At 61.5% G+C, this 21,905-nt stretch carries 19 protein-coding genes and 1 pseudogene; 4 read left to right on the top strand and 16 right to left on the bottom strand.

Going from position 1 to position 21,905, the window contains the following annotated elements; translation table 11 throughout:
* Window positions 1-134 precede the first annotated feature (134 nt).
* A pseudogene (locus KI237_RS30325) lies at window positions 135-212 on the top strand (nucleoid-structuring protein H-NS); the annotation flags it as partial.
* A gap of 300 nt (window positions 213-512) precedes the next feature.
* On the opposite strand, the gene KI237_RS30710 reads toward KI237_RS30325, so the two are convergent.
* From KI237_RS30710 to KI237_RS06320, 7 genes are all read right to left on the bottom strand, one after another.
* Window positions 513-638 (bottom strand): hypothetical protein, encoded by a 126-nt coding sequence (locus KI237_RS30710; RefSeq protein ID WP_283246325.1) that lies wholly within the window; start codon window positions 636-638, stop codon window positions 513-515.
* Between the two features lie 247 nt (window positions 639-885).
* Entirely contained in the window at window positions 886-2,319 is a 1,434-nt protein-coding gene (locus KI237_RS06295) for a hypothetical protein (RefSeq protein ID WP_212799234.1), read from the bottom strand.
* Window positions 2,320-2,416: 97 nt separating this feature from the next.
* Entirely contained in the window at window positions 2,417-3,604 is a 1,188-nt protein-coding gene (locus tag KI237_RS06300; RefSeq protein ID WP_212799235.1) for a cyanate transporter, read from the bottom strand.
* A 171-nt stretch (window positions 3,605-3,775) separates the two neighbouring features.
* Entirely contained in the window at window positions 3,776-4,687 is a 912-nt protein-coding gene (gene copD / locus KI237_RS06305; protein ID WP_212799236.1) for a copper homeostasis membrane protein CopD, read from the bottom strand.
* A 4-nt stretch (window positions 4,688-4,691) separates the two neighbouring features.
* Window positions 4,692-5,078, bottom strand: coding sequence for a copper homeostasis periplasmic binding protein CopC (copC, locus tag KI237_RS06310; protein ID WP_212799237.1), 387 nt, complete (start codon window positions 5,076-5,078; stop codon window positions 4,692-4,694).
* A gap of 52 nt (window positions 5,079-5,130) precedes the next feature.
* Window positions 5,131-6,033: a copper resistance protein B gene (locus KI237_RS06315; RefSeq protein WP_212799238.1), complete on the bottom strand. Its 903-nt coding sequence runs from the start codon at window positions 6,031-6,033 to the stop codon at window positions 5,131-5,133.
* 10 nt (window positions 6,034-6,043) lie between these two features.
* Window positions 6,044-7,852 (bottom strand): copper resistance system multicopper oxidase, encoded by a 1,809-nt coding sequence (locus tag KI237_RS06320; protein WP_212799239.1) that lies wholly within the window; start codon window positions 7,850-7,852, stop codon window positions 6,044-6,046.
* 317 nt (window positions 7,853-8,169) lie between these two features.
* Here KI237_RS06320 and nadA point away from each other — a divergent pair, with 317 nt between their 5' ends.
* A complete protein-coding gene (gene nadA, locus KI237_RS06325) occupies window positions 8,170-9,228 on the top strand; it encodes a quinolinate synthase NadA (protein WP_003205010.1) in 1,059 nt (352 codons plus the stop codon).
* 239 nt (window positions 9,229-9,467) lie between these two features.
* Here nadA and KI237_RS06330 read toward each other — a convergent pair whose 3' ends face one another.
* The 8 genes from KI237_RS06330 to KI237_RS06365 form a co-directional block, all read right to left on the bottom strand.
* On the bottom strand, window positions 9,468-9,956 hold the full coding sequence (locus KI237_RS06330; protein WP_212799240.1) for an RDD family protein: 489 nt from the start codon (window positions 9,954-9,956) through the stop codon (window positions 9,468-9,470).
* A gap of 94 nt (window positions 9,957-10,050) precedes the next feature.
* Window positions 10,051-10,263, bottom strand: coding sequence for a cold-shock protein (locus KI237_RS06335; protein ID WP_003175786.1), 213 nt, complete (start codon window positions 10,261-10,263; stop codon window positions 10,051-10,053).
* A gap of 393 nt (window positions 10,264-10,656) precedes the next feature.
* Complete coding sequence (gcvT, locus tag KI237_RS06340; protein WP_212799241.1) at window positions 10,657-11,781, bottom strand: glycine cleavage system aminomethyltransferase GcvT; 1,125 nt, start codon at window positions 11,779-11,781, stop codon at window positions 10,657-10,659.
* A gap of 31 nt (window positions 11,782-11,812) precedes the next feature.
* Window positions 11,813-13,189 (bottom strand): L-serine ammonia-lyase, encoded by a 1,377-nt coding sequence (locus KI237_RS06345; RefSeq protein WP_212799242.1) that lies wholly within the window; start codon window positions 13,187-13,189, stop codon window positions 11,813-11,815.
* A 236-nt stretch (window positions 13,190-13,425) separates the two neighbouring features.
* A complete protein-coding gene (gcvP, locus tag KI237_RS06350) occupies window positions 13,426-16,287 on the bottom strand; it encodes an aminomethyl-transferring glycine dehydrogenase (RefSeq protein ID WP_212799243.1) in 2,862 nt (953 codons plus the stop codon).
* A 10-nt stretch (window positions 16,288-16,297) separates the two neighbouring features.
* A complete protein-coding gene (gene gcvH, locus KI237_RS06355) occupies window positions 16,298-16,681 on the bottom strand; it encodes a glycine cleavage system protein GcvH (RefSeq protein WP_212799244.1) in 384 nt (127 codons plus the stop codon).
* A 429-nt stretch (window positions 16,682-17,110) separates the two neighbouring features.
* Window positions 17,111-18,619 (bottom strand): transcriptional regulator GcsR, encoded by a 1,509-nt coding sequence (gene gcsR, locus KI237_RS06360; protein WP_058542596.1) that lies wholly within the window; start codon window positions 18,617-18,619, stop codon window positions 17,111-17,113.
* Between the two features lie 211 nt (window positions 18,620-18,830).
* Window positions 18,831-19,736 (bottom strand): LysR family transcriptional regulator, encoded by a 906-nt coding sequence (locus KI237_RS06365; protein WP_212799245.1) that lies wholly within the window; start codon window positions 19,734-19,736, stop codon window positions 18,831-18,833.
* 115 nt (window positions 19,737-19,851) lie between these two features.
* Here KI237_RS06365 and KI237_RS06370 point away from each other — a divergent pair, with 115 nt between their 5' ends.
* Together KI237_RS06370 and KI237_RS06375 are read left to right on the top strand one after the other, a co-directional pair.
* A complete protein-coding gene (locus KI237_RS06370; protein WP_212799246.1) occupies window positions 19,852-20,730 on the top strand; it encodes an MBL fold metallo-hydrolase in 879 nt (292 codons plus the stop codon).
* 96 nt (window positions 20,731-20,826) lie between these two features.
* A complete protein-coding gene (locus KI237_RS06375) occupies window positions 20,827-21,441 on the top strand; it encodes an NAD(P)-dependent oxidoreductase (RefSeq protein ID WP_212799247.1) in 615 nt (204 codons plus the stop codon).
* A 132-nt stretch (window positions 21,442-21,573) separates the two neighbouring features.
* Here KI237_RS06375 and KI237_RS06380 read toward each other — a convergent pair whose 3' ends face one another.
* On the bottom strand, window positions 21,574-21,903 hold the full coding sequence (locus tag KI237_RS06380; protein ID WP_212800569.1) for a GlpM family protein: 330 nt from the start codon (window positions 21,901-21,903) through the stop codon (window positions 21,574-21,576).
* Window positions 21,904-21,905 lie beyond the last annotated feature (2 nt).

The following is a 21,905-nucleotide window of genomic DNA, read 5'->3' on the forward strand; positions in this document are numbered from 1 at the left end:
ATTTTTTTTTGCCTGAAATTAAGTGTCCCCCGCCCAAGCGCGTCATGTGTCCACCATGTCCCCGGTCCGTACAAAACGCGTAAAAGTAGCCAAACGCTCTTGTCCCACCACTTGGTGCCTCGCCTAGGCTCGGCATCCATGCCGGATTGCCTACTGCGCAATACCTTCGCTCAGCCAGCGTGATTAATGGGGCACCCCAGATCAACGTCCACCCGAGGCGGCCTGACAGCCGACCTGGTTCTTGGTGGGGCCGCGTTTCTCCTGTGGGAGCGAGCCTGCTCGCGAAGGCGGTGCCTCAGTTGGCGAAAATGTTGGATGTGCCGGCGTCATCGCGAGCAAGCTCGCTCCCAGGTTCAGTGTCGGACATAAATTTTGTGTTCACCGAAGCTCCAGTGTGGGAGCGAGCTTGCTCGCGATAGCGGTGGCTCAGCCACATAGATGTCGGCATGTACCCCGCTCTTGCTCTTGCTCTTGCTCTTGCTTTGGATCTTGATCTTGATCTGGACGCCCCGTTAAACCACGCTGGCCGAACGCAGGTATTGTGCAGTGGGCACCTCGGCATGGATGCCGAGGTAGCCGCGCTGGGCCATGGATGGCCCTTCGCGGCGGCCCGCGGAGCAATGCCTGCGTTCGGGCATGCCGAGCCTAAGCGAGGCACCAAGTGGTGGGGCAAAGCGTTTTTGGTTACTTTTGGCGCTCTTCCAAAAGTGACCCGCCGTAAGGGCGGAACCCTAGGCAGCCGTGACCGCAGCAACGGATATGTACCCAATCCAATCCAATCTAACCCAACCCAACCCCAAAGAAACGGCGCTCCCTCGGAAAAGCGCCGTTTCCCTAAGTGAACCTGTCGTGGAGCAGTCGCCATGCTCACGACTACCAACGCCATCAGCCCTTCTTCTCACCCGACGCGGAGCGATGAACGCCTGGACCCAGCGCTTCCCACGCGAGCCAACGTCCTGCTTGGATCCGCCATGAGGGCACCCGGCAGACCCATTCATTGGGTGGTTTCCTGGCAAATACCGGTAACCGAGGTTTGCGCACAACCTTGCTATTGAGCGTGCTGACGCAGAACTTCGAGTAGTTTTTCAGTTCCTTGAGTTCAAGCGACAGCATGTCTTTTGGGCACAGTAGCAGTACGTCCCCAAAGGAATACAACTGGAACGCCTCGACTTCTATTTTTTGCGCAGCAACCTGACGTGTTTTCCACTGGGTGGCGTTCAGGTCTTGCAGTTTTATCTCTTCTGGCAAGGCGTATCGCTCCGCCGTTTGTTGGCGAACCGATAAGCCTCCTGCCGCGATGTAGGTGATCTGGCTCAAACTGCCTGGCGAGAGGAATGTGAAGGCGCAGAAGGCGAGGATCATTGCGATCAGGCCATTGAAGGTCCGCCTGTAGATGTCCCCCTTGAAACAATAAAATATGACGACCGGTAGCAGGGTGAAGATGAGTGTCAGCCAGGACAGGCCCGCTACGTAGGGGACGGTGTCAGGCGTTTCCCTCTCCATATATGAACGTATCGTCAGCAGGATTGGAAAGGCGGCGAAGATCACGGTGATGAAGATGGAGATCGAGAGCAGGGTGACGAGCCAGAACTCTTTGCGAGCCCGTATCCAGGACAGTAGCCGCTGCCAATTTTTCTTGACCCAGAGCCACGCTGGAGTCGTCTCGTTTTTGAAGATCTGCCAATAGGTGAGCCATTCTTGCGACCAGCTCTTCTGGGGGAGGGTGGCCTTGCGCTGCTGGGGCTTTTTTCGCGTTATTCGTTGATGGTCTGCCAGGCGTTTCGAGCGGGCTCGATCCAGCCTGGCTTGGACAAGTGTGCTTTTCCTGATAATTCTTTTGAACGGCGTGAGTGCGTACATGAGAAAGCACGCAACGAGGACGATCAGGAATAACACCGCCAATGTTGCCCAGTGGTTCAATAAAGTGGGCAAGAAGAAGGTGGTCCAGATGAACGCGCTAAACCCCACAACCGTAGGGAACACCAGATAGAAAACAATCTTCGGTTGGTTGTCTTTCATGTTTGAAAAAAGCGAAACCGAGCAGCCGAACATCCACGTTGTTGCACCCAGGATGAACAAATACGACAGCATCAGCAGCAGGACCAACACGACCCAGACCAACAGTGCGGACTTCACATCGATGGACGGCATGAACAGATCGATTCGTCCAATCGTCCGGGTATAGAGATACAGCGTGATGAACCCAAGCCCTGTCGCGAGCAGGCCTAACGTGACGGTGATCTGGGTCCAATAGGAAAGAATGCGTTTGACGGTGTGCTTGAGCACTTCAGCGAAGGTTCTGTCAGGTATGACGGACAAGGCGTGGCTCCCTTACGAGGTAAAATTCCTGGCAGGTATAGTAACGCCTAGTCGTACCAGCCCAATCTTCGGCCTATAAGTCATGCTCCTAGAACGTTTAGCGGATGTGCTGCCCGTAATGTTTCGGGTCCAGGCGCAATACCATCACCATCATCAACGCCATGACCGCCGTGAGCGACCACCAGGCCCACTCGAAGCTGCCCAATTGGTCGCGAATCATCCCGGCAATCAAAGGCGAGAGCCCGGCGATGAGATAGCCCACACCCTGCACGAACGCGGTAAGGCCGCCGGCCCGGCGTGGGTTTTCCAGGTGGTCGAGGGATACGATCAGGCTCATGGGGAACAGGCCGCCGATACCCAGCCCCAGCAGGCAGGCCCATAGCAGGCTGAAGCGTTCCGGACTGAGGATCAGGCCGCAGAAGCCGCCGATGATCAGGGCCAGCAGGACGCTCAGGACCAGGCGTTTATCGCGGCTGCGGTTGGCAATCGCCGGAGTGACCAGGCCGGATAACACTTCCATTGCCGTGAGGAACCCCAGCAGCAGGCCAGCGTGCTGTTCGCTCCAGCCCTTTTCCACGTAGTACGGCGCCAGCCAGGCCAGCACGCAGGTGTAGGAGGCAGTGCCCAGGCCAAAGAAACTCGCCAGGAGCCAGGCCCGGGCGTTGCTGGAAAACGCTTCGTGATGCCGGGACGCTGCTTCGGGCAAGGGCGTGATGTTCGAGCGCTGGGCGTACCAGCAGCCCAGGGCGACCAGCGCCAGCAATGCCCAGATCGCCAGCCCGATGCGCCAACTGCCGGTCTGCGTCAGGACAAAGGGTGAAAACGATGCGGCAATCGCTGCACCGCCCATGATGGAGGTGACGTACAAGCCCATGAACAGCGAGACGTTGTCGGCGAAGCGCGACTTGATCAGTGCCGGCATCACGGCCTGGATCAAGGCGATCCCGAGCCCGGCCACGACCGCACTGGCGATCAACCCGGCGGCGCTGTCCAGGTACAAGCGCGAGGCCGTGGCCAGACCAATGATCAACAGCGACAGCACGATGGTGCGGTGTTCACCAATGCGCAGGGCGATGCGCATGCCCAGGAACATCGCCAGGCCCATCGCCATGACAGGCAACATGGTCAGCAGCGAGGCGGTACTGAAACTCAAGGGCACCTCGCCGCGAATGGCCGACAATAACGGCCCGACTGCCGCCATCGAGGGGCGCAGGTTCAGCGCGACCAAGACGATGCTGACCATCAGCCAGGTGGCGTGGGTGCTTGAGGTTCGAATATTTTCCATGACAGGGCCTTGGCTGGATAAAGCCCTATTTAGGCCAGGGCACCTTGCGATGGGCAAACTGAAAACTGGTGGGGCTTATTTAATAATTAAATGCGGTGTCAAATCGAAGGCTGGCTTTTGTGGCGAGGGGATTTATCCCCTCGCCACAATGTCGTTTGCCACCTGTCCTGTTTATTCCATCCCTGGGCTCAGCGTCCCCAGCCACGCCACCAACCCAAGGATGGCCACCGCCACAGCGAACTCCAGGACCATGCTGCGCCGCAGGGCACCCACCGCGACTTTGTGCTCGCCGGTCTGTTGAGCCTGCGCCAGCAGTGGGCTCAGGTGAAAACGGTTCAGTGCGGCGAACACCAGCATGGCGGCGAACAAGATGAGTTTGAGCGCCAGCAACTGACCGTAGGTGCTGTCCAGCAGTCCTTCGACGCTCGGGCCGACGATGAACAGATAATTCACCACCCCGGTCACGCTAATGACCACCACGAACACCGCCCCGGCGGTTTCAAACCCGGTCAATGTCCGGGCCAGTACCGCCAGCTGCGGTTCGGCCTGGCGAAGCAGCAGGGCAAATGCGGCCAAGGCCCCAATCCAGCCCGCCGCCGCCCACAGGTGCAGGAAGTCGGTGATGAAGTGCCAGCTACGGCGTGCGCCTTCGTCCATGGCGCCGTGCCCGGCCCAGGCCAACGTCGCCAAGGCCACGGCACCGCCCAGCATGACCAGGCCCAGGCTGGCGCTCGGCCAACGTTTATTGAACGTAACGGCGACACCGGCCAGCAGCAGCGCCGCCATCCGCAGTATCCAACTCAAGCCGACGTCGGTCTCCATTACCATCATTTCGATGTGCGGCCATAGCTCGACCCACTCCACTACGCCGCTCATGGCCCAGGCCATGCACGCCATGGCGGCGAGGGAGAGCAACCCGCCCAGCACCGCCGAGATCAGCAGCAGCGGCGTGAAAGGCAACTGCGCGCCTGACACCCGCTCCTGGCCTCGCAGGCTATAGAGCCCGAACGCGGCCAGGCCGAACAGCAACATCAGATCCAAATACAGGGCAAAACGCAGGGCAATGTTGATCGAGTCGCTCATCAACTCACTTCACCTTGAACGTGACGTTGCCGGTGATCGGGTGAGTGTCGGACGACACCGCGCGCCACTGGACCTGATAGGTGCCAGCGGTGAGGGGCGCATTCGGTGTGATGACCATGGTTTTCGGGTCATCGCTGCCGGCGACCTTGGCTGGCATGGGCATCGGCGAATGGGCTGCCATGCCGGGCATCTCGGTCATCATCAGCTTGGCGCCGGAAAACTTGGTCATCAGGTTTTCGGAAAAATGCAGCTCTATTTTTGCCGGTGCCGCACCTTCGGCGCCCTCGGCGGGGGTAGAGGACAGCAGTTTCGGGTGGGCCTGGGCCAGGCCACTGAGCAACAGGCCGGTGGATAAGGCGACGGCAACGACAGCGTTTTTGATGAGTGACATGCAAGGACTCCTACAGCTCGGTTTTTAGTTTTGAGTGAAACAGGTCAGCGGGTCAGAACCACATGCGCACACCCAGCACCAGGCGGGCTTCGCTGCGGTCTTCGCCGTCTTCACGGGTGTAATCGGCGGTGTTGCCGTAGACCCGATTCCAGGTGACGCCAATGTAGGGGGCGAATTCACGGCGTATTTCATAACGCAGCCGTACGCCAAGTTCGCTGTCCGACAGCCCCGAGCCGACGCCGCGGGCGGGATCGTTCTGGCCATAGAAGTTGACCTCGGCGGTGGGCTGCAGGATCAGCCGATTGGTCAGCAAGATGTCGTAGTCGCCTTCCAGCCGCGCCGCGCTCTGGCCACCTTCGCCGATGAACGCAGTGGCCTCGGCTTCGAAGTTGTACAGCGCCATGCCTTGCACGCCGAAGGCGGCCCAGGTTTGCCCATCGCCTGGCTTGAAGTCTTGGCGCACGCCGGCCACCACGTCCCACCAAGGACTGATGGCGTGGCCCCATAGGGCCTGAAGTTCCGCTTCTTCGGTCTTGCCGTTGAGGCGTTCACCTTCGGAGCGCAGCCACAAACGGTCGATGTCGCCACCGATCCAGCCGGAGGCGTCCCAGCTCAGGGCGCTGCCGTCATCGGCGTCCTGCCACTCCAGCTGGTCGATGAGGAAAAACGAATTGATGGCGCTGTCATGCACCGCGTGTCCGCGATGATCCTCGTAGACGGCGGCGCGATCGGCGGCGGTCAGTTCCGGGATCGGTGTGCGGCTGCTGGTCGGCGCTGATTGCATGGGTTCCATGCCCTGCATCGAGTCCATGCCTTGCATCTGGCCAGGGTCCATCCCTGGCATCTGGCTGTGATCCATGCCTTGCATGTCGTTGCCCGCCGCCCAGGCCGAGGGGGTGGCGCCAAGGGTCAGGCTGGCAATGAGTGCCATGGGGTATCGAAAAACAGTGGTCATGGTCGGCTCCTCATTCCTGCACCCGAACTTCACGGAACATCCCCATCTCCATGTGAAACAGCAGGTGACAGTGGTACGCCCAGCGCCCGAGGGCATCGGCGGTGACGCGGTAGCTGCGCTTGGCGCCCGGTGGCACGTCGATGGTGTGCTTGCGCACCATGAACTGGCCGTTCTCATCCTCCAGGTCGCTCCACATGCCGTGCAGGTGGATGGGGTGGGTCATCATGGTGTCGTTGATCAGCACGATGCGCATTCGCTCGCCGTACTTGAGCAGCAGCGGCGCGGCGTCGGAAAATTTCACGCCGTTGAACGACCAGACGAATTTCTCCATGTGCCCGGTCAGGTGCAGCTCGATCGTACGGCCCGGCTCGCGGCCGTCGGGGTCGGGAAAGGTGCTGCGCAGGTCCGAGTAGGTCAGCACTTTGCGGCCGTTGTTGCGCAGCCCCATGCCCGGGTCGTCGAGCTTGGGTTTGACGCTCATGACCTGCATGTCCACCAGGGGGTTGTCTTTCTCGGTGTCGGGATGCGACAGCATGCCGTCCATGCCTTGCATGGCACCGTGATCCATCCCGGCCATCCCGGCCATGTCGCCCATGCCCTGCATCTGGCTATGATCCATACCTTGCATCTGGCTGTGGTCCATGCCCTGCATCTGGCTGTCGTCCATTCCGGCCATGCCCTGCATCGAGCCATGGTCCATGCCACCCATGCCCATGTCGTCCATGGTCACCAATGGCCGCGGGTCCAGGGGCGGCACTGGCGCCGACAGCCCGGCCCTGGCCGCGAGGGTGCCGCGGGCGTACCCGGTGCGGTCCATGGACTGGGCGAACAGGGTGTAGGCCTCCTGGGTGGGTTCGACGATGACGTCATAGGTTTCGGCCACGGCGATCCGGAACTCGTCAACGCTCACCGGTTTGACGTATTGGCCGTCGGACGCCACCACCGTCATCTTCAAGCCGGGAATGCGCACGTCGAAATAGCTCATGGCCGAGCCGTTGATAAAACGCAGGCGAAGACGTTCGCCAGGCTTGAACAGGCCGGTCCAGTTCATGTCCGGCGCCTGGCCGTTCATGAGGTAGGTGTAGGTGGCGCCACTGACGTCGGCCAGGTCCGTGGGATTCATCTTCATCTCGGCCCACATCTTGCGATCGGCCACGGTGCTGGCCCAGCCGTTCTTGCCCACATCGTCAATGAAGTCGCCGACGGTGCGTTTGTTGTAGTTGTAGTAGTCCGACTGTTTCTTGAGCTTGCGAAGGATGTTGCCGGGGTCTTCATCGGTCCAGTCGGTGAGCATCACCACATAGTCCCGTTCGTATTGGAAGGGCTCCGGTTCCCTGGCGTCGATCACCAGCGGGCCGTAGACCCCGGATTGTTCCTGGAAACCGGAATGGCTGTGGTACCAGTAGGTGCCGTTTTGCCGGACCTTGAACTGATACACGTACAGGCCGTCGGGTTCGATGCCCTTGAAACTCAAGCCCGGAACGCCGTCCATGTTGGCTGGCAGCAGGATGCCGTGCCAGTGGATGGACGTGGTGTCCTTCAAGCGATTGCGCACCCGCAGGGTCACGGTGTCGCCTTCACGCCAGCGCAGCAGTGGGCCGGGAATGCCGCCGTTGATGGTCTGGGCGGTACGTGGGTTGCCGGTGAAGTTGACCGGGCTTTCGCCGATGAACAGATCGAACTCGGTGCCGCTCAGGACGTTGGGCTGGCCCGGGCCGGTGACCGCCCAGACAGGCGCGCGCCACAAGCCCAGGCCGCCGAGGATGCCACCGGCAGTCAGGCCCTTGACGAAGGTTCGCCGGGAAGATTTTGTTTGCATACGATGGAAGTCCGTCAGTCGATTCGCTGCGAACACGGGGGGCAATCCCCCGGTTTCGCTTTGAAAAGAAGATGACATAAGCCGGCCGGGCAGGTGATTACATTTCGGTCAGCTTGCTCCCGCTGGGGCGCGCGTCCGGTTGCAGGGGCGGGCACAGGTCAGAATGATCTTTTGCATCGACGGGATATTCTGTAGCCTTGCCGGCTTCACGCTGTCCCGTGCCTGATTGATACCCACTTTCCCGGCGGTACCCGAGTGGTCCGGAGCCGGGTGTATACTCGACTTTCGCGCTAAACGCGCTTGCAGGTCTTGCGAACATGACGCAAATTTCCGAACGCCTTCTGGTCCAGGCCCACCTCGACGCCAAGCAGCCCAAGCCGCTGACCGCCGAGCAAGAGGCCTGGTACCGCGCTGCCATCGCCGCCGAGCTCAAGGCTCAGGACGCGGTGCTGGTCGCGCACTTCTACTGCGACCCGATCATCCAGGCCCTGGCCGAAGAGACCGGTGGTTGCGTGTCCGACTCCCTGGAAATGGCCCGCTTCGGCAATGCCCACCCGGCCAAGACCGTGGTGGTGGCGGGGGTCAAGTTCATGGGCGAGACCGCGAAGATCCTCAATCCCGAAAAGCGTGTGTTGATGCCCACCCTGGAGGCCACCTGCTCCCTGGACCTGGGCTGCCCGGTGGACGAATTCTCGGCGTTCTGCGACCAGCATCCGGAGCGCACCGTGGTGGTGTACGCCAACACCTCGGCAGCCGTGAAGGCCCGGGCCGACTGGGTGGTGACGTCCAGTTGCGCGCTGGAAATCGTCGAGAGCCTGATGGACAACGGCGAGACGATCATCTGGGGCCCGGACAAGCACCTGGGTACTTACATCCAGCGCAAGACCGGCGCCGACATGCTGCTCTGGGACGGTGCCTGTATCGTCCACGAAGAGTTCAAGTCCAAGCAGTTGGAGGACATGAAGGCGCTGTATCCGGACGCCGCGATCCTGGTGCACCCGGAGTCGCCGACGTCGGTGATCGAACTGGCGGATGCCGTGGGCTCCACCAGCCAATTGATCGCCGCGGCCCAGACCCTGCCGAACAAGACGCTGATCGTCGCCACCGACCGGGGTATTTTCTACAAGATGCAGCAGCTGTGCCCGGACAAGGTCTTCATCGAGGCCCCAACCGCCGGTAACGGCGCGGCGTGCCGCAGTTGCGCGCATTGCCCATGGATGGCGATGAATACCCTGGAGCGCACGCTCAAGAGCTTGCAGGAGGGCGCCAACGAGATCTTCGTCGACCCGGCGCTGATCCCCCAGGCGATTCGCCCGCTCAAGCGCATGCTGGACTTCACCCAGGCGGCGCGGATGAAGTTGGCGGGCAATGCCTGATCGTTGGGAGGCTTGAGGCTTCAAGAAGTCTTGAGGCCTATGATGCTTTTTGTGGCGAGGGAGCTTGCTCCCGCTCGGCTCTGTAGGAGCTGCCGAAGGCTCGGGCCGCGTTCGGACGATCTTTTGATCTTTCGCTTTAGACTCAAGTGTCTGGGGAAAGATCGCAGCCTCGTTGCACTCGACAGCTCCTACAGAGCCGAGCGGGAGCAAGCTCCCTCGCCACGGGTTTTGTGGTGTGCTTATTTGGTCTTCTTGGGAATCCGCACCAGCTGCGTATCCGAGTAGATGTCATGCCAGCTGCGCTTGCGCTTGTCGAACAGCACCCAGATGAAGCCCAGCCCCACCAGCAGCAATGACGCAATCGAGACCACGAACCGCAACAGCGCCTGCCACAGGCTGATGGCCGTGCCATCGGCGTTCTGTACACGGATGCACCACACCTGCATGCCCAGGGTCTGGCCGTTGTGGGTCCAGAACTTGGCGAAGAAGCCGAACAGCACGAACAGCAGCACGGTGGACAGCAGCGGGTCACCGTCCAGTGCGCCGGCTTCGGTCAGGGCGCGCATTTTTTCTTCGCCGATGATCGCCATCTGGATCATCTTGTAGGCACCGCTGGTGACGATCAGCAGCGCCGTGCACAGCAAGAAGTCATAAAACATCGCTGCCAGGCGACGACCCAGGCCGGCGGGTGGAAAGTCGCCCTGGGGGGTGAGCAGGTGTTTCGGCATGATGGCCTCGGTTGAAAAAAGAAGCCATTTTACGGATTTACGCCCATAAAAAAGCCCCTGATATCAATCAGGGGCTTTTTAGTGTGCGAAAGCCTCAGGCTTCTGCTTGAACCTCGTCAGCCTGCATGCCTTTCTGGCCTTGCACAGCAACGAAAGTGACTTTCTGGCCTTCTTTCAGGCTCTTGAAGCCGTTGCCCTGGATGGCGCGGAAATGCACGAACAGGTCCGGACCGCTTTCAGGCGTGATAAAACCAAAACCCTTCTCGTCGTTGAACCACTTGACGGTACCGCTCTGACGTTGAGACATTTTCTTATTTCCTTTGACACTAAAATTGATGACAGCCTCTTTCGCATGAAAGAGTACTGGGGCTGGGTTGCAGGAAAGTAAGAGACGTCGAACGGGATGTAGCGAACTTCATAAGCTACTGCCCAGGTCACGATTCCAAGCGACCCATGCAAACACAGTGACCAAACTCTACGCCAACTACGAATGAAAAAACAACCCCCGGGGAAGCCCGTATTTGCTCAGCTTACAGGCATTTACATACATCGCCGGGCGCGGCTTATTCGATAGGCTAGTTCAATGGTTAACGACTGTTATAAGCGCCATTGAAGTCTAAGGATATGCACCTTTTTATGGCGGTTGCGTTACACATTAGTGCACGTATAACGCAATCGCGTTACTTATAGAAACAGTCAATCAGCCGCGGAAGTAGCGTTGTGGAACGAATGGCATTTTGCTTACAAGTAAAGGCACCTTTTTCCCACGCACAATGGCCCAGACGGGTGTATCCAGTGCGATATAGGCGCTGTCCAGGTAACCCATCGCCAACGGACCGCCCAGGGTCGGGCCGAAACCGCCGCTGCACACCGCACCGATAATCTCGCCCGCTTCGTTGACGATCTCTGCGCCTTCGCGCACCGGTGTGCGTTCCTGGGGCAGCAGGCCGACACGTTTGCGCTTCACGCCGCCCTGTTGTTGGGCGAACACGGTTTCAGCACCGGGGAAACCGCCAGCGCGGGCGCCGTCGGCACGACGTACTTTGGAAATTGCCCACAGCAGGCTGGCTTCGATTGGCGTGGTCTCGGTGTTCATGTCGTGACCGTAGAGGCACAGGCCGGCTTCCAGGCGCAGCGAGTCACGGGCACCCAGGCCGATGGCCGTGACTTGCGGCTCGGCCAGCAGGGCGCGGGCCAGTTTTTCCGCATCGGCGGCGGGTACCGAAATTTCGAAACCGTCTTCACCGGTATAGCCCGAACGGCTGACAAAGCAGTCCACGCCCAACAGCGTGACGCGCTGGAACTGCATGAAGGTCATCTTCGCCACGTCCGGCGCCAGGCGTGCAAGCACGGTGACGGCGGCCGGGCCTTGCAGGGCAAGCAGGGCTCGGGTTTCGAACAGCGACTCGATGCTGCACTGCGCGCCAATGTGGGCACGCAGGTGGGCCAGGTCCTGGTCCTTGCAGGCCGCGTTGACCACCAGGAACAGCTCGTCATTGCCCAGGTTGGCGACCATCAGGTCGTCGAGGATGCCGCCGTTCTCGTTGGTGAACATGGCGTAGCGCTGCATGCCCACCGGCAGGTCGATGATGTCCACCGGCACCAGGGTTTCCAGGGCCTTGGCGGCGCCTGCGCCGGTCAGGCGGATCTGGCCCATGTGGGACACATCGAACAAGCCGGCCTGGTCGCGGGTGTGCTGGTGTTCTTTCATCACGCCCAATGGGTACTGCACCGGCATGTCGTAGCCGGCGAACGGCACCATGCGGGCGCCGAGTTCGAGGTGCAGTGCGTGCAGCGGGGTTTTCAACAGTTGTTCGGTGGACATATCGACTCCTGGAAAATGAGAATGGCGCGCATCAGCATTCGATGATGTTGACCGCCAGACCGCCTCGGGCGGTCTCCTTGTATTTGCTTTTCATGTCGGCGCCGGTCTGGCGCATGGTGCGGATGACTTTGTCGAGGGAGACGAAGTGATGCCCGTCGCCGCGCATGGCCATGCGTACCGCGTTGATGGCCTTCACCGAACCCATGGCGTTGCGTTCGATGCAGGGCACCTGCACCAGGCCGCCGATCGGGTCGCAGGTCAGGCCAAGGTTGTGTTCCATGCCGATCTCGGCGGCGTTCTCCACTTGCTGCACGCTGCCGCCGAGCACTTCGCACAGGGCGCCGGCGGCCATGGAACAGGCCACGCCCACTTCACCCTGGCAACCGACTTCGGCGCCGGAGATGGAGGCGTTTTCCTTGTACAGGATGCCGATGGCGGCGGCGGTCAGCAGGAACCGCACCACGCCATCCTCGCTGGCCCCGGGAATAAAACGCATGTAGTAATGCAGCACGGCCGGGATGATGCCCGCCGCCCCATTGGTAGGCGCGGTGACGACGCGGCCGCCGTAGGCGTTTTCTTCGTTGACCGCCAAGGCATACAGGTTGACCCAGTCCAGCACCGACAACGGGTCGCGCAGTGCGGCTTCGGGGTTCTTGCACAATTGGCGGTGCAACGCCGCGGCCCGGCGCTTGACCTTCAGCCCGCCCGGCAGAATCCCTTCGTTGCGACAGCCCGCCGCCACGCAATCCTGCATCACCTGCCAGATTTTCAGCAGGCCGGCACGGGTCTCGGCTTCGGGGCGCCAGGCGCTTTCGTTGGTCAGCATCAGTTGGCTGATGGACAGGCCATAGGTGCTGCAATGGCCCAGCAGGTCCTTGGCACTCTTGAATGGGAAGGTCAGGGGCGTGGCATCTTCGACGATACGGTCGGCGCCGGCGGCGTCTTCATCCACGACAAAACCGCCACCGACCGAGTAGTACTCGCGGCTGCGCACTTGCAGCCCTGCGGCATCGAAGGCGCGGAAGATCATGCCGTTGGGGTGAAAGGCCAGCGGCTTGCGGATCATCGCCAGGTGCAGCTTTTCATTGAATTCGATGGGATGCTGGCCGAGCAGGTTCAGGCGCCCATTGCTGCGGATCGCTTGCAGGCGGGCGTCGACGGTTTCGGTGTCCACGGTGTCCGGGTGTTCACCTTCCAGGCCCAGCAGCACGGCCTTGTCGCTGCCGTGGCCCTTGCCGGTGGCGCCGAGCGAGCCGTAGAGCTCGACCTTGACGCTGGTGATGGTTTCAAGCAGGTCATCACGGCGCAGCCCTTCGACAAAACGGGCAGCGGCACGCATGGGGCCGACGGTATGGGAACTGGAGGGACCGATACCGATCTTGAACAGGTCGAACACGCTTAACGACATGGTGTTTCTCCGGTTTCTTTTTATGAGTTCGACGGTTTGCGGGGTTTGGCACATTCCCCTTGTGGGAGCGAGCTTGCTCGCGATAGCGGCGTGACAGCCACACACCTGCAGACTGACAGTGCGCTATCGCGAGCAAGCTCGCTCCCACAGGGGCTGTGGTTTTCCTTGAGAAATTGCTTTCACAAGGCATGGCGGTGTGTTTGAGAGGGGCGAGCGAACCCGCCCCTCTTCACAGGTCAAGCGTAGCTTTCGATCGACGGGCAAGCGCAGACCAGGTTGCGGTCGCCGAACACGTTGTCGACCCGGCCCACGGGCGGCCAGTACTTGCCTTCGATCAACGACGCCACCGGGTACACCGCCTGTTCGCGGCTGTAAGGGTGGGTCCACTCGCCGACGATTTCCGCCGCAGTGTGCGGGGCGTTTTTCAGTGGGTTGTCGTCTTTGTCCAGGCTGCCGTTTTCCACCGCGCGGATTTCTTCGCGGATGCAGATCATGGCGTCGCAGAAGCGGTCCAGTTCTTCCTTGGATTCGCTTTCGGTCGGCTCGATCATCAACGTGCCGGCCACCGGGAAGGACATGGTCGGCGCATGGAAACCGAAGTCGATCAGGCGCTTGGCCACGTCATCGACGCTGATGCCGCTGCTGTCCTTGAGTGGACGCAGGTCGAGGATGCATTCGTGGGCCACCAGGCCGTTGCTGCCGGAGTAGAGCACCGGGTAGTGCTCTTCCAGGCGACGGGCGATGTAGTTGGCGTTGAGGATCGCCAGTTGCGAGGCGCGCTTGAGGCCGGCGCCGCCCATCATGCGGATGTACATCCAGGTGATTGGCAGGATGCTCGCGCTGCCGAACGGCGCCGCGCACACCGCGCCTTCCTTGCGTTCCATCTTGGCGTGGCCCGGCAGGAACGGAGCCAGGTGCGACTTGACGCCAATCGGGCCGACGCCCGGGCCGCCACCGCCGTGAGGGATGCAGAAAGTCTTGTGCAGGTTCAGGTGGGACACGTCGCCACCGAACTTGCCTGGGGCGCAGAGGCCGACCATGGCGTTCATGTTGGCGCCGTCGATGTACACCTGGCCGCCGTTGTCATGAATGATGCCGCAGATTTCGCGGATGCCTTCTTCGAACACGCCGTGGGTGGACGGGTAAGTGATCATCAGCGCCGCGAGGTGTTCGCGGTGCTCGATGGCCTTGGCGCGCAGGTCTTCGATGTCGACGTTGCCGCGGGCATCGCAGGCGGTCACGACCACGCGCATGCCGGCCATGTGGGCGGTGGCCGGGTTGGTGCCGTGGGCCGAGGACGGGATCAGGCAGATGTCGCGACGCTCTTCGCCACGGCTCTGGTGATAGGCGCGGATCGCCAGCAGGCCGGCGTATTCGCCCTGGGAGCCGGCGTTGGGTTGCAGCGACACGGCGTCATAGCCGGTGGCGGCGCAGAGCATCGCTTCCAGTTCGTCGGTCAGTTGCTGGTAGCCAGCGCTCTGTTCGGACGGTGCGAATGGGTGCAGGGCGCCGAATTCGGCCCAGGTCACCGGAATCATTTCGCTGGCGGCGTTGAGCTTCATGGTGCAGGAACCCAGCGGGATCATGGTGCGATCCAGGGCCAGGTCCTTGTCGGCGAGCTTGCGCAGGTAGCGCATCAGCTCGGTTTCGGAGTGGTAGCGGTTGAACACTGGGTGGCTGAGGATCGCCGATTGGCGCACCAGCTCGGCCGGAATGTGGCTTTGCACGTTGGCGGCCAGTGCCGCGAAGTCCGGCAGGGCCTTGCCGTCGGCCAACACGCTGCCTATCAAACAGAGCAGGGTCTCGATGTCAGCCTGGCTGGTGGTCTCGTCCAGGGACAGGCCCAGGCGCTCAGCGTCCACTACACGCAGGTTGATGCGTTGGACGCGGGCCTTATCGTGCAGGGCAGCGGTTTGCGCGCCGGTACGCAGGGTCAGGGTGTCGAAGAAGCTTTCTTGCTCGACGTTCAGGCCCAGCGCGCCCAGGCCCTTGGCGAGGATCGCGGTCAGGTGATGGATGCGATTGGCAATTTGCACCAGGCCCTTGGGACCGTGGTACACGGCGTACATGCTGGCGATGTTGGCTAGCAGCACCTGGGCGGTGCAGATGTTGCTCGTGGCTTTCTCGCGGCGGATGTGTTGCTCGCGGGTCTGCATCGCCAGGCGCAGGGCCGGCTTGCCGAAACGGTCCACGGAAACGCCGACCAGACGGCCCGGCATGTCGCGCTTGAAGGCGTCCTTGGTGGAAAAATACGCCGCGTGCGGGCCACCGAAGCCCAGTGGCACGCCGAAGCGCTGGGCGCTGCCGATGGCCACGTCGGCGCCGAATTCACCTGGCGGAGTCAACAGGGTCAGGGCCAGCAGGTCCGCGGCCACGGCCACCAGGGCGTTGGCGGTGTGGAAGCGTTCGGTCAGTTCGCGATAGTCGAACAGATCACCGTTGCTGGCCGGGTATTGCAGCAGCGCGCCGAAGAAACCGCTGACGTCGCTCAGTTCGCGCTCATCGCCGACCACCACGTCGATGCCCAGGGGCTCGGCACGGGTGCGCAGTACGTCGAGGGTTTGCGGGTGGCTGTGCACGGAGGCGAAGAATGCGTTGCTGCCCTTGTTCTTGCTCAGGCGCTTGCAGAAAGTCATGGCTTCGGCAGCGGCGGTGGCTTCGTCGAGCAAGGAGGCGTTGGCGATTGGCAGGCCGGTAAGGTCGCTGATCAGGGTCTGGAAGTTCAACAGCGCTTCGAGACGGCCCTGGGAAATTTCTGGCTGGTACGGCGTGTAGGCGGTGTACCAGGCCGGGTTTTCCAGCAGGTTGCGCAGGATCGGCGACGGCGTATGGCAGTTGTAGTAGCCCTGGCCGATATAGGTCTTGAACAGTTGGTTCTTGGCGGCGATGGCCTTGATCGAGGCCAGTGCATCGGCTTCGCTCTGGCCGTCGCCCATGTCCAGCACGCTGGTGCCCTTGATGCTTTCCGGGATGACGCTGGCGCTCAGGGCCTCCAGGGAGTCGTAGCCCAGGCGCTCAAGCATGGCTTGCTCGTCGCTGGCACGCGGGCCGATGTGGCGGGCGATGAATTCGTTGGCAGTGCCGAGATTAACGGTCATATGGCGCTCCTCAGGCTTCGGCGTTGGCTTTGATCAGGCGGTCGTAGGCGTCCTGATCCAGCAGTTGGTCAACGTCGGCGGCGTTGGCGGGTTTGAAGCGGAAAAACCAGCCTTTGCCCAGCGGATCTTCGTTGACCAGTTCCGGATTGCTTTCCAGGGCCGGGTTCACTTCGAGCACTTCACCGTCCAGTGGCATGTAGACACCGCTGGCCGCTTTCACCGATTCCACGGTGGAGGCTTCGGCACCCTTGTCGTAGCTTTGCAGTTCCGGTAACTGAACATAGACCACATCGCCCAAGGCGTTCTGCGCAAACGCAGTAATACCGACTGTAACGCTGCCGTCGGCTTCGGTGCGCAGCCATTCGTGATCTTCAGTGAAACGCAACTCGCTCATGGAAACTCCTGGGGCCAGATTCGTCTGGTGGACGCGAAGAAAGGCGCGGGGCTTGGCCCGGCCGAATGCTAATACCCATAGCAAGAACGCGGCCAATAGTGAAAAAAGCTTGTGGGTCAATGATTTGAGGCGTTTGCGAGGACTGCGGATCCGTTGGGCTGTAGCGAAATCGCTACGGCGCCGCGCCTGAATAAAATCATTGCTGGATCAAAGCCTTATCTGGCGCAGTCTAGCGCTACCTGTAGCGATATCGTTCCGCTGTAGCGCTTTCAGTACAGGTGGAGGTCGTTTTTGACGCGATTCTCGACCACAACACAGAACCCCTGTGGAGCGAGCTTGCTCGCGATAGCGATGTGTCAGTCAACCTATGGCTGACCGGGCTAGCGTCATCGCGAGCAAGCTCACTCCCGCAGGGCGACTGCGGCGGGTTTATGGCTTTCCGGAAATCCCGTACTTGCGCAGCCGATGGGCAATGGCGGTGTGGGAGGTTTGCAGGCGGCTGGCGAGCTGGCGGGTGGAGGGGTAGTTGACGTAGAGGCTTTCGAGCAGGTGCTTCTCGAAGCTTTCCACGGCCTGTTCCAGGCTTTCGACTTCCACATCGCCCTGGCGCGCCACGGAGGTGCCGGCGATGTCCAGGTCGCCGATGTCCACCAGGCTGCTTTCGCAGATGGCCGCGGCGCGGAAGATCACGTTCTGCAATTGCCGCACGTTCCCCGGCCAGCGGTTGCCCAGCAGGGCCGGGTAAGTGCCGGGGGCCAGGCGGCAGACCGGGCGCTGGATCTGCGCGCAGGCCTGCTGCATGAAGTAACGCGCCAGCAGCAGGATGTCCTGGCCGCGTTCACGCAGCGGCGGGACTTCGACATTGAGCACGTTCAGGCGATAGAACAGGTCTTCGCGGAACGAGCCTTCGCTGACCATTTTCTCCAGGTTGCGGTGCGTGGCGCTCAAGATCCGCACGTTGACCTTGATCTCCCGGTCGCCGCCCACCCGGCGGAAGCTGCCATCGTTCAGGAACCGCAGCAGCTTGGCTTGCAGGTACGGCGACATCTCGCCGATTTCATCGAGGAATACCGTGCCCTGGTTCGCCAGCTCCATCAGTCCTGGCTTGCCGCCTCGTTGCGCTCCGGTGAAGGCGCCGGGGGCGTAGCCGAACAGTTCGCTTTCCGCCAGGTTCTCCGGCAATGCCGCGCAGTTCAGGGCCAGGAACGGTGCGCCATGACGGGCGCTGATGGCATGGCACGCCCGGGCCACCAGTTCCTTGCCGGTGCCGGTTTCGCCCTGGATCAGCAGCGGTGCATCCAGCGCCGCGACCCGCTGGGCCCGGGCCTTGAGGGTGCGGATCGCCGGGGACTCGCCCAGCAGCGCGTCGAAGCCTTCGGCGTGATCGTGATGCAGGGCCGACAGGCGCTCGCCGATGCGGTTCGGTTGATACAGCGTCAGCAGCGCGCCGGCGTCGGTGATGGGCGTGGCGTCCAGCAGCAACGTCTGGCCGTTGAGGGTGATTTCCCGCAGGGGCAAGCGGAAACCATTCTCCAGCAAGGCGTCCAGCAATGCCTCGTCACCGAACAGCTCGGCCACGCTTTCCCCGGCCGGTTCACGACCGTACAGGGCAATCAGCGCCGGGTTGGCCAGCAACACCTTGCCGGCACTGTCCAGGGCCAGTACCGGGTCGGTCATGGCCGCGAGCAAGGCATCGAGCTGCAAGTGACGACGCTGGCCCGGGAGGATGTCCACCACGGTGACCGCCTGCACGCCGCGCACGCTGAACAGTGCCTCGCGCAACTCGTCGAGCACTTGCGGGCTGAGGGTCGGGGCGTCGATGTAGACGTTGGGCGGTACCATCTCTACCGCATCCAGATTGAGATTGCGCCCACCGAGCAAGGCCAGGACTTCCTGGGTGATGCCGACGCGGTCGATGAAACTGACGTGGATACGCATGGGGCGATGGGTTCTGGAACTCGGAGGGCCGCAAGTATGCCTTGGGGCGGGCTAATGGTGAAATCCTGGTCATACACCGATCTCCATTGTGGGAGCGAGCTTGCTCGCGATAGCGGTGTATCAGTCAACAAAAGGGTGGCTGACACTCCGCTATCGCGAGCAAGCTCGCTCCCACAGAGACTCCCCACATAGGTTTTTTCACAGGTGGCAGCTACAACCCCACATCCCACTCGGGCATCTCGGGAAACTTGAGCACCAGAAAATCCAGCAGGCTGCGCAGTGCCGAGGGCATGTGTTTGCGTGAGGCATACACCGCGTACATGTTCATCCGGCGGGGTTCGGCGTGGGGCAGCAGGCGGATCAGTTCGCCGTTCTTGATGTGGGCGCCGGCCTGGTAGCTGGGCAGCATGGCCACGCCGGCACCGGCTATCGTCGCCTGGAGCAATGTGCTGGCCTCGTTGGCGCTGATATTACCTTGCACTGGCACCGAGACCTGCTCGCCGTCCTGCTCGAAATGCCACAGGCTCTTGCCGACGTAGGAGTGGGTCAGGCAGTTGTGCCGGCTCAGGTCTTCCACTCGCAGCGGAGTCGAGTGCTCACGCAGATAGCGCGGTGAGGCGCAGATCACCGAGCGGCAGACCGTGAGGCGACGGGCAATCAGGTTCGGGTCCAGGTCGTTGCTCATGCGGATCGCCAGGTCGATGCGCTCATCCACCAGGTTCACGGTGCGGTCGAGCATTTGCAGGTCGACGCTCACCCCAGGGTAGCGCTTGACGTATTCGGCCATGGCGCTCGCCAGTTGGGCCTGGCCGAACGAAGTACTGGCACTGATGCGCAACACGCCCCGTGGCGCGTCGTCCGGGGTGCTGACGGCGGCTTGCATGTCGCCGGACAGCTCCAGCATCTGCCGGCAACGCGGCAGGACTTCCGTGCCAGCGGCTGTCAGGCTCAGCTTGCGGGTGGTGCGGTGCATCAGCCGGGCACCGACCCAGTCCTCCAGCTCCGCCAAGTAGCGCGACACCACCGGCCGCGACAGGTCCAGATGCTCGGCCGCCGCCGACTGGCTGCCCAGGTCCACCACCGTGACGAACACCCGCATTGCTTGTAGACGATCCATGATTTGCCCGATTTCAGAAACAAACTATGTTCCAGCATCGCATTTTTTGTAACGAGTCAGGTAACTAAGCTCTGTCTCCATTCCCGTAGCGGGTTTTTAGATAACGGAGCACACCATGACCGGATTTATCCCACTCAAGCGCTTGCTGCTGGCAACCGCCGCCCTGGCCTTCACGGCCCAGACCTGGGCCGCCGGCCTGACGCTGGACGTCTATAACCCCGGCGCGGCGGCGGTTTTCCCGGTGACTTCGGTTTTAATCAGCGGTGAAAAAGAGGCGATCCTGGTGGACGCCCAATTCGGCAAGACCCAGGCCGCACAGGTGGTGGAAAAAATCCGTGCCAGCGGCAAGCGATTGACTACGATCTACATCAGCCACGGCGATCCAGACTACTATTTTGGCCTGGAAACCCTCACCGCCGCGTTCCCTGAGGCCAAGGTGCTGGCGTCCGCACCGACTGTCGAGCACATCAAGCACACCATGGATGGCAAGCTGAAATATTGGGGGCCGATCCTGAAAGCCGATGCCCCGGCCAAAGCCATCGTGCCCCAGGTGCTCAAGGGCGATAGCCTGACCCTGGAAGGCCAGCGCTTGCAGATCGTCGGCCTCGATGGCCCGCAGCCGGACCGCAGTTTCGTGTGGATTCCATCGATCAAGGCCGTGGTTGGCGGTGTGGTGGTGGCCGAGAACATTCATGTCTGGATGGCTGACACCCAGACGCCGCGGTCCCACAAGGACTGGCTGGCGACCCTCGCCGGTATTGAAAAGCTGCAACCGAACACCGTGATCCCAGGCCACTACCTGGGTGAAAGCGCCCGGTCCCTGGCCCCGGTGACATTCACCGCTGGCTATATCAAGGCCTTCGACGAAGAAACCGCCAAGGCGAAGGATTCCGCCGCGCTGATCGCCGCCATGAAGCAACGCTACCCGAACCTGGGTGAAGACAGCTCCCTGGAACTGAGTGCCAAGGTCGCCAAGGGCGAGATGAAGTGGTGAATACCGATCTTTGATCGGAGCACCGTTGTGGCGAGGGGATAAATCCCCTCGCCACAAGAGCATGCATTTCAACATTGCTAATCACTGGAGAACACCATGAGCAAAATCGCAATCATCGGCGCCACCGGTCGCGCCGGCAGCCAATTGCTGGAAGAAGCCCTGCGCCGTGGTCACAGCGTGACGGCCATTGCCCGCAATACCGCGAAAATCGGTGAAAGGGCCGGGGTGGTCAGCAAGCAACTGGATGTATTGGACAGCGAGGCGTTGACCGCGGCCATCGCCGGGCATGACGTGGTGATCAGTGCCGCTCACTTCGCCAGCGTGCCGGCCGACAAGCTCATCGCACCGGTCAAGGCCGCCGGGGTCAAGCGTTTGCTGGTCGTCGGTGGGGCGGGTTCGTTGCTGCTGCCGGATAACAGCCGTGTGATCGACAGTGATGGCTTCCCGGAGGAATACTTGGCCGAAGCGAGCGCCGGAGCATTGTTCCTGGACGTACTGCGCCAGGAACAGGACTTGGACTGGACGTTCCTTTCGCCTTCGGCAGAGTTCGTCGAAACCGAGCGCACCGAGCAGTTCCGTCTTGGCAAGGATCACTTGTTGTTCGACGCCGCCGGCCGCAGTTGGATCAGCTTTGCCGACTACGCCATCGCGATGATCGATGAAGTGGAAACGCCGCAGTTTCCGCGGACGCGGTTTACCGTCGGCTATTGATCACTGGCTTGTGTAGGAGCTGTGTAGGAGCTGTCGAGCAACGCGAGGCTGCGATCTTTCCTTGGACACTTGAGTCTCCAGCGAAAGATCAAAAGATCGCAGCCTCGCGTTGCTCGACAGCTCCTGCAAGGTTTAGCCGTGAATTCTTACCCAGACGCTGACCAGCACCGTCGCCGCCATCAGCCAAGCCACCGCCGCCACGGCCAATGACGCCTCCAGGCGCATGCGATCGACCATCACATACAGCGTCGCCAGGTACACGAAGTACGGAATGATCGACCACATGCCGAACACAATGGTGGTCTTCAGGTCATCCACCGAGCGGCCCTTGCCGACGATGTAATGGGCGATCAGGGCGAAGGTCGGGAACAGCGGCACCAGCCCGGCGATGTAATAGTTCTTGGTCTTGGCCAGCATTGCCAGAATGACCACCACGGCTGCACCCAGCGCCGCCTTGAAAATCA

It is taken from the genome of Pseudomonas sp. St316 (genome assembly GCF_018325905.1).
Taxonomy (GTDB): domain Bacteria; phylum Pseudomonadota; class Gammaproteobacteria; order Pseudomonadales; family Pseudomonadaceae; genus Aquipseudomonas.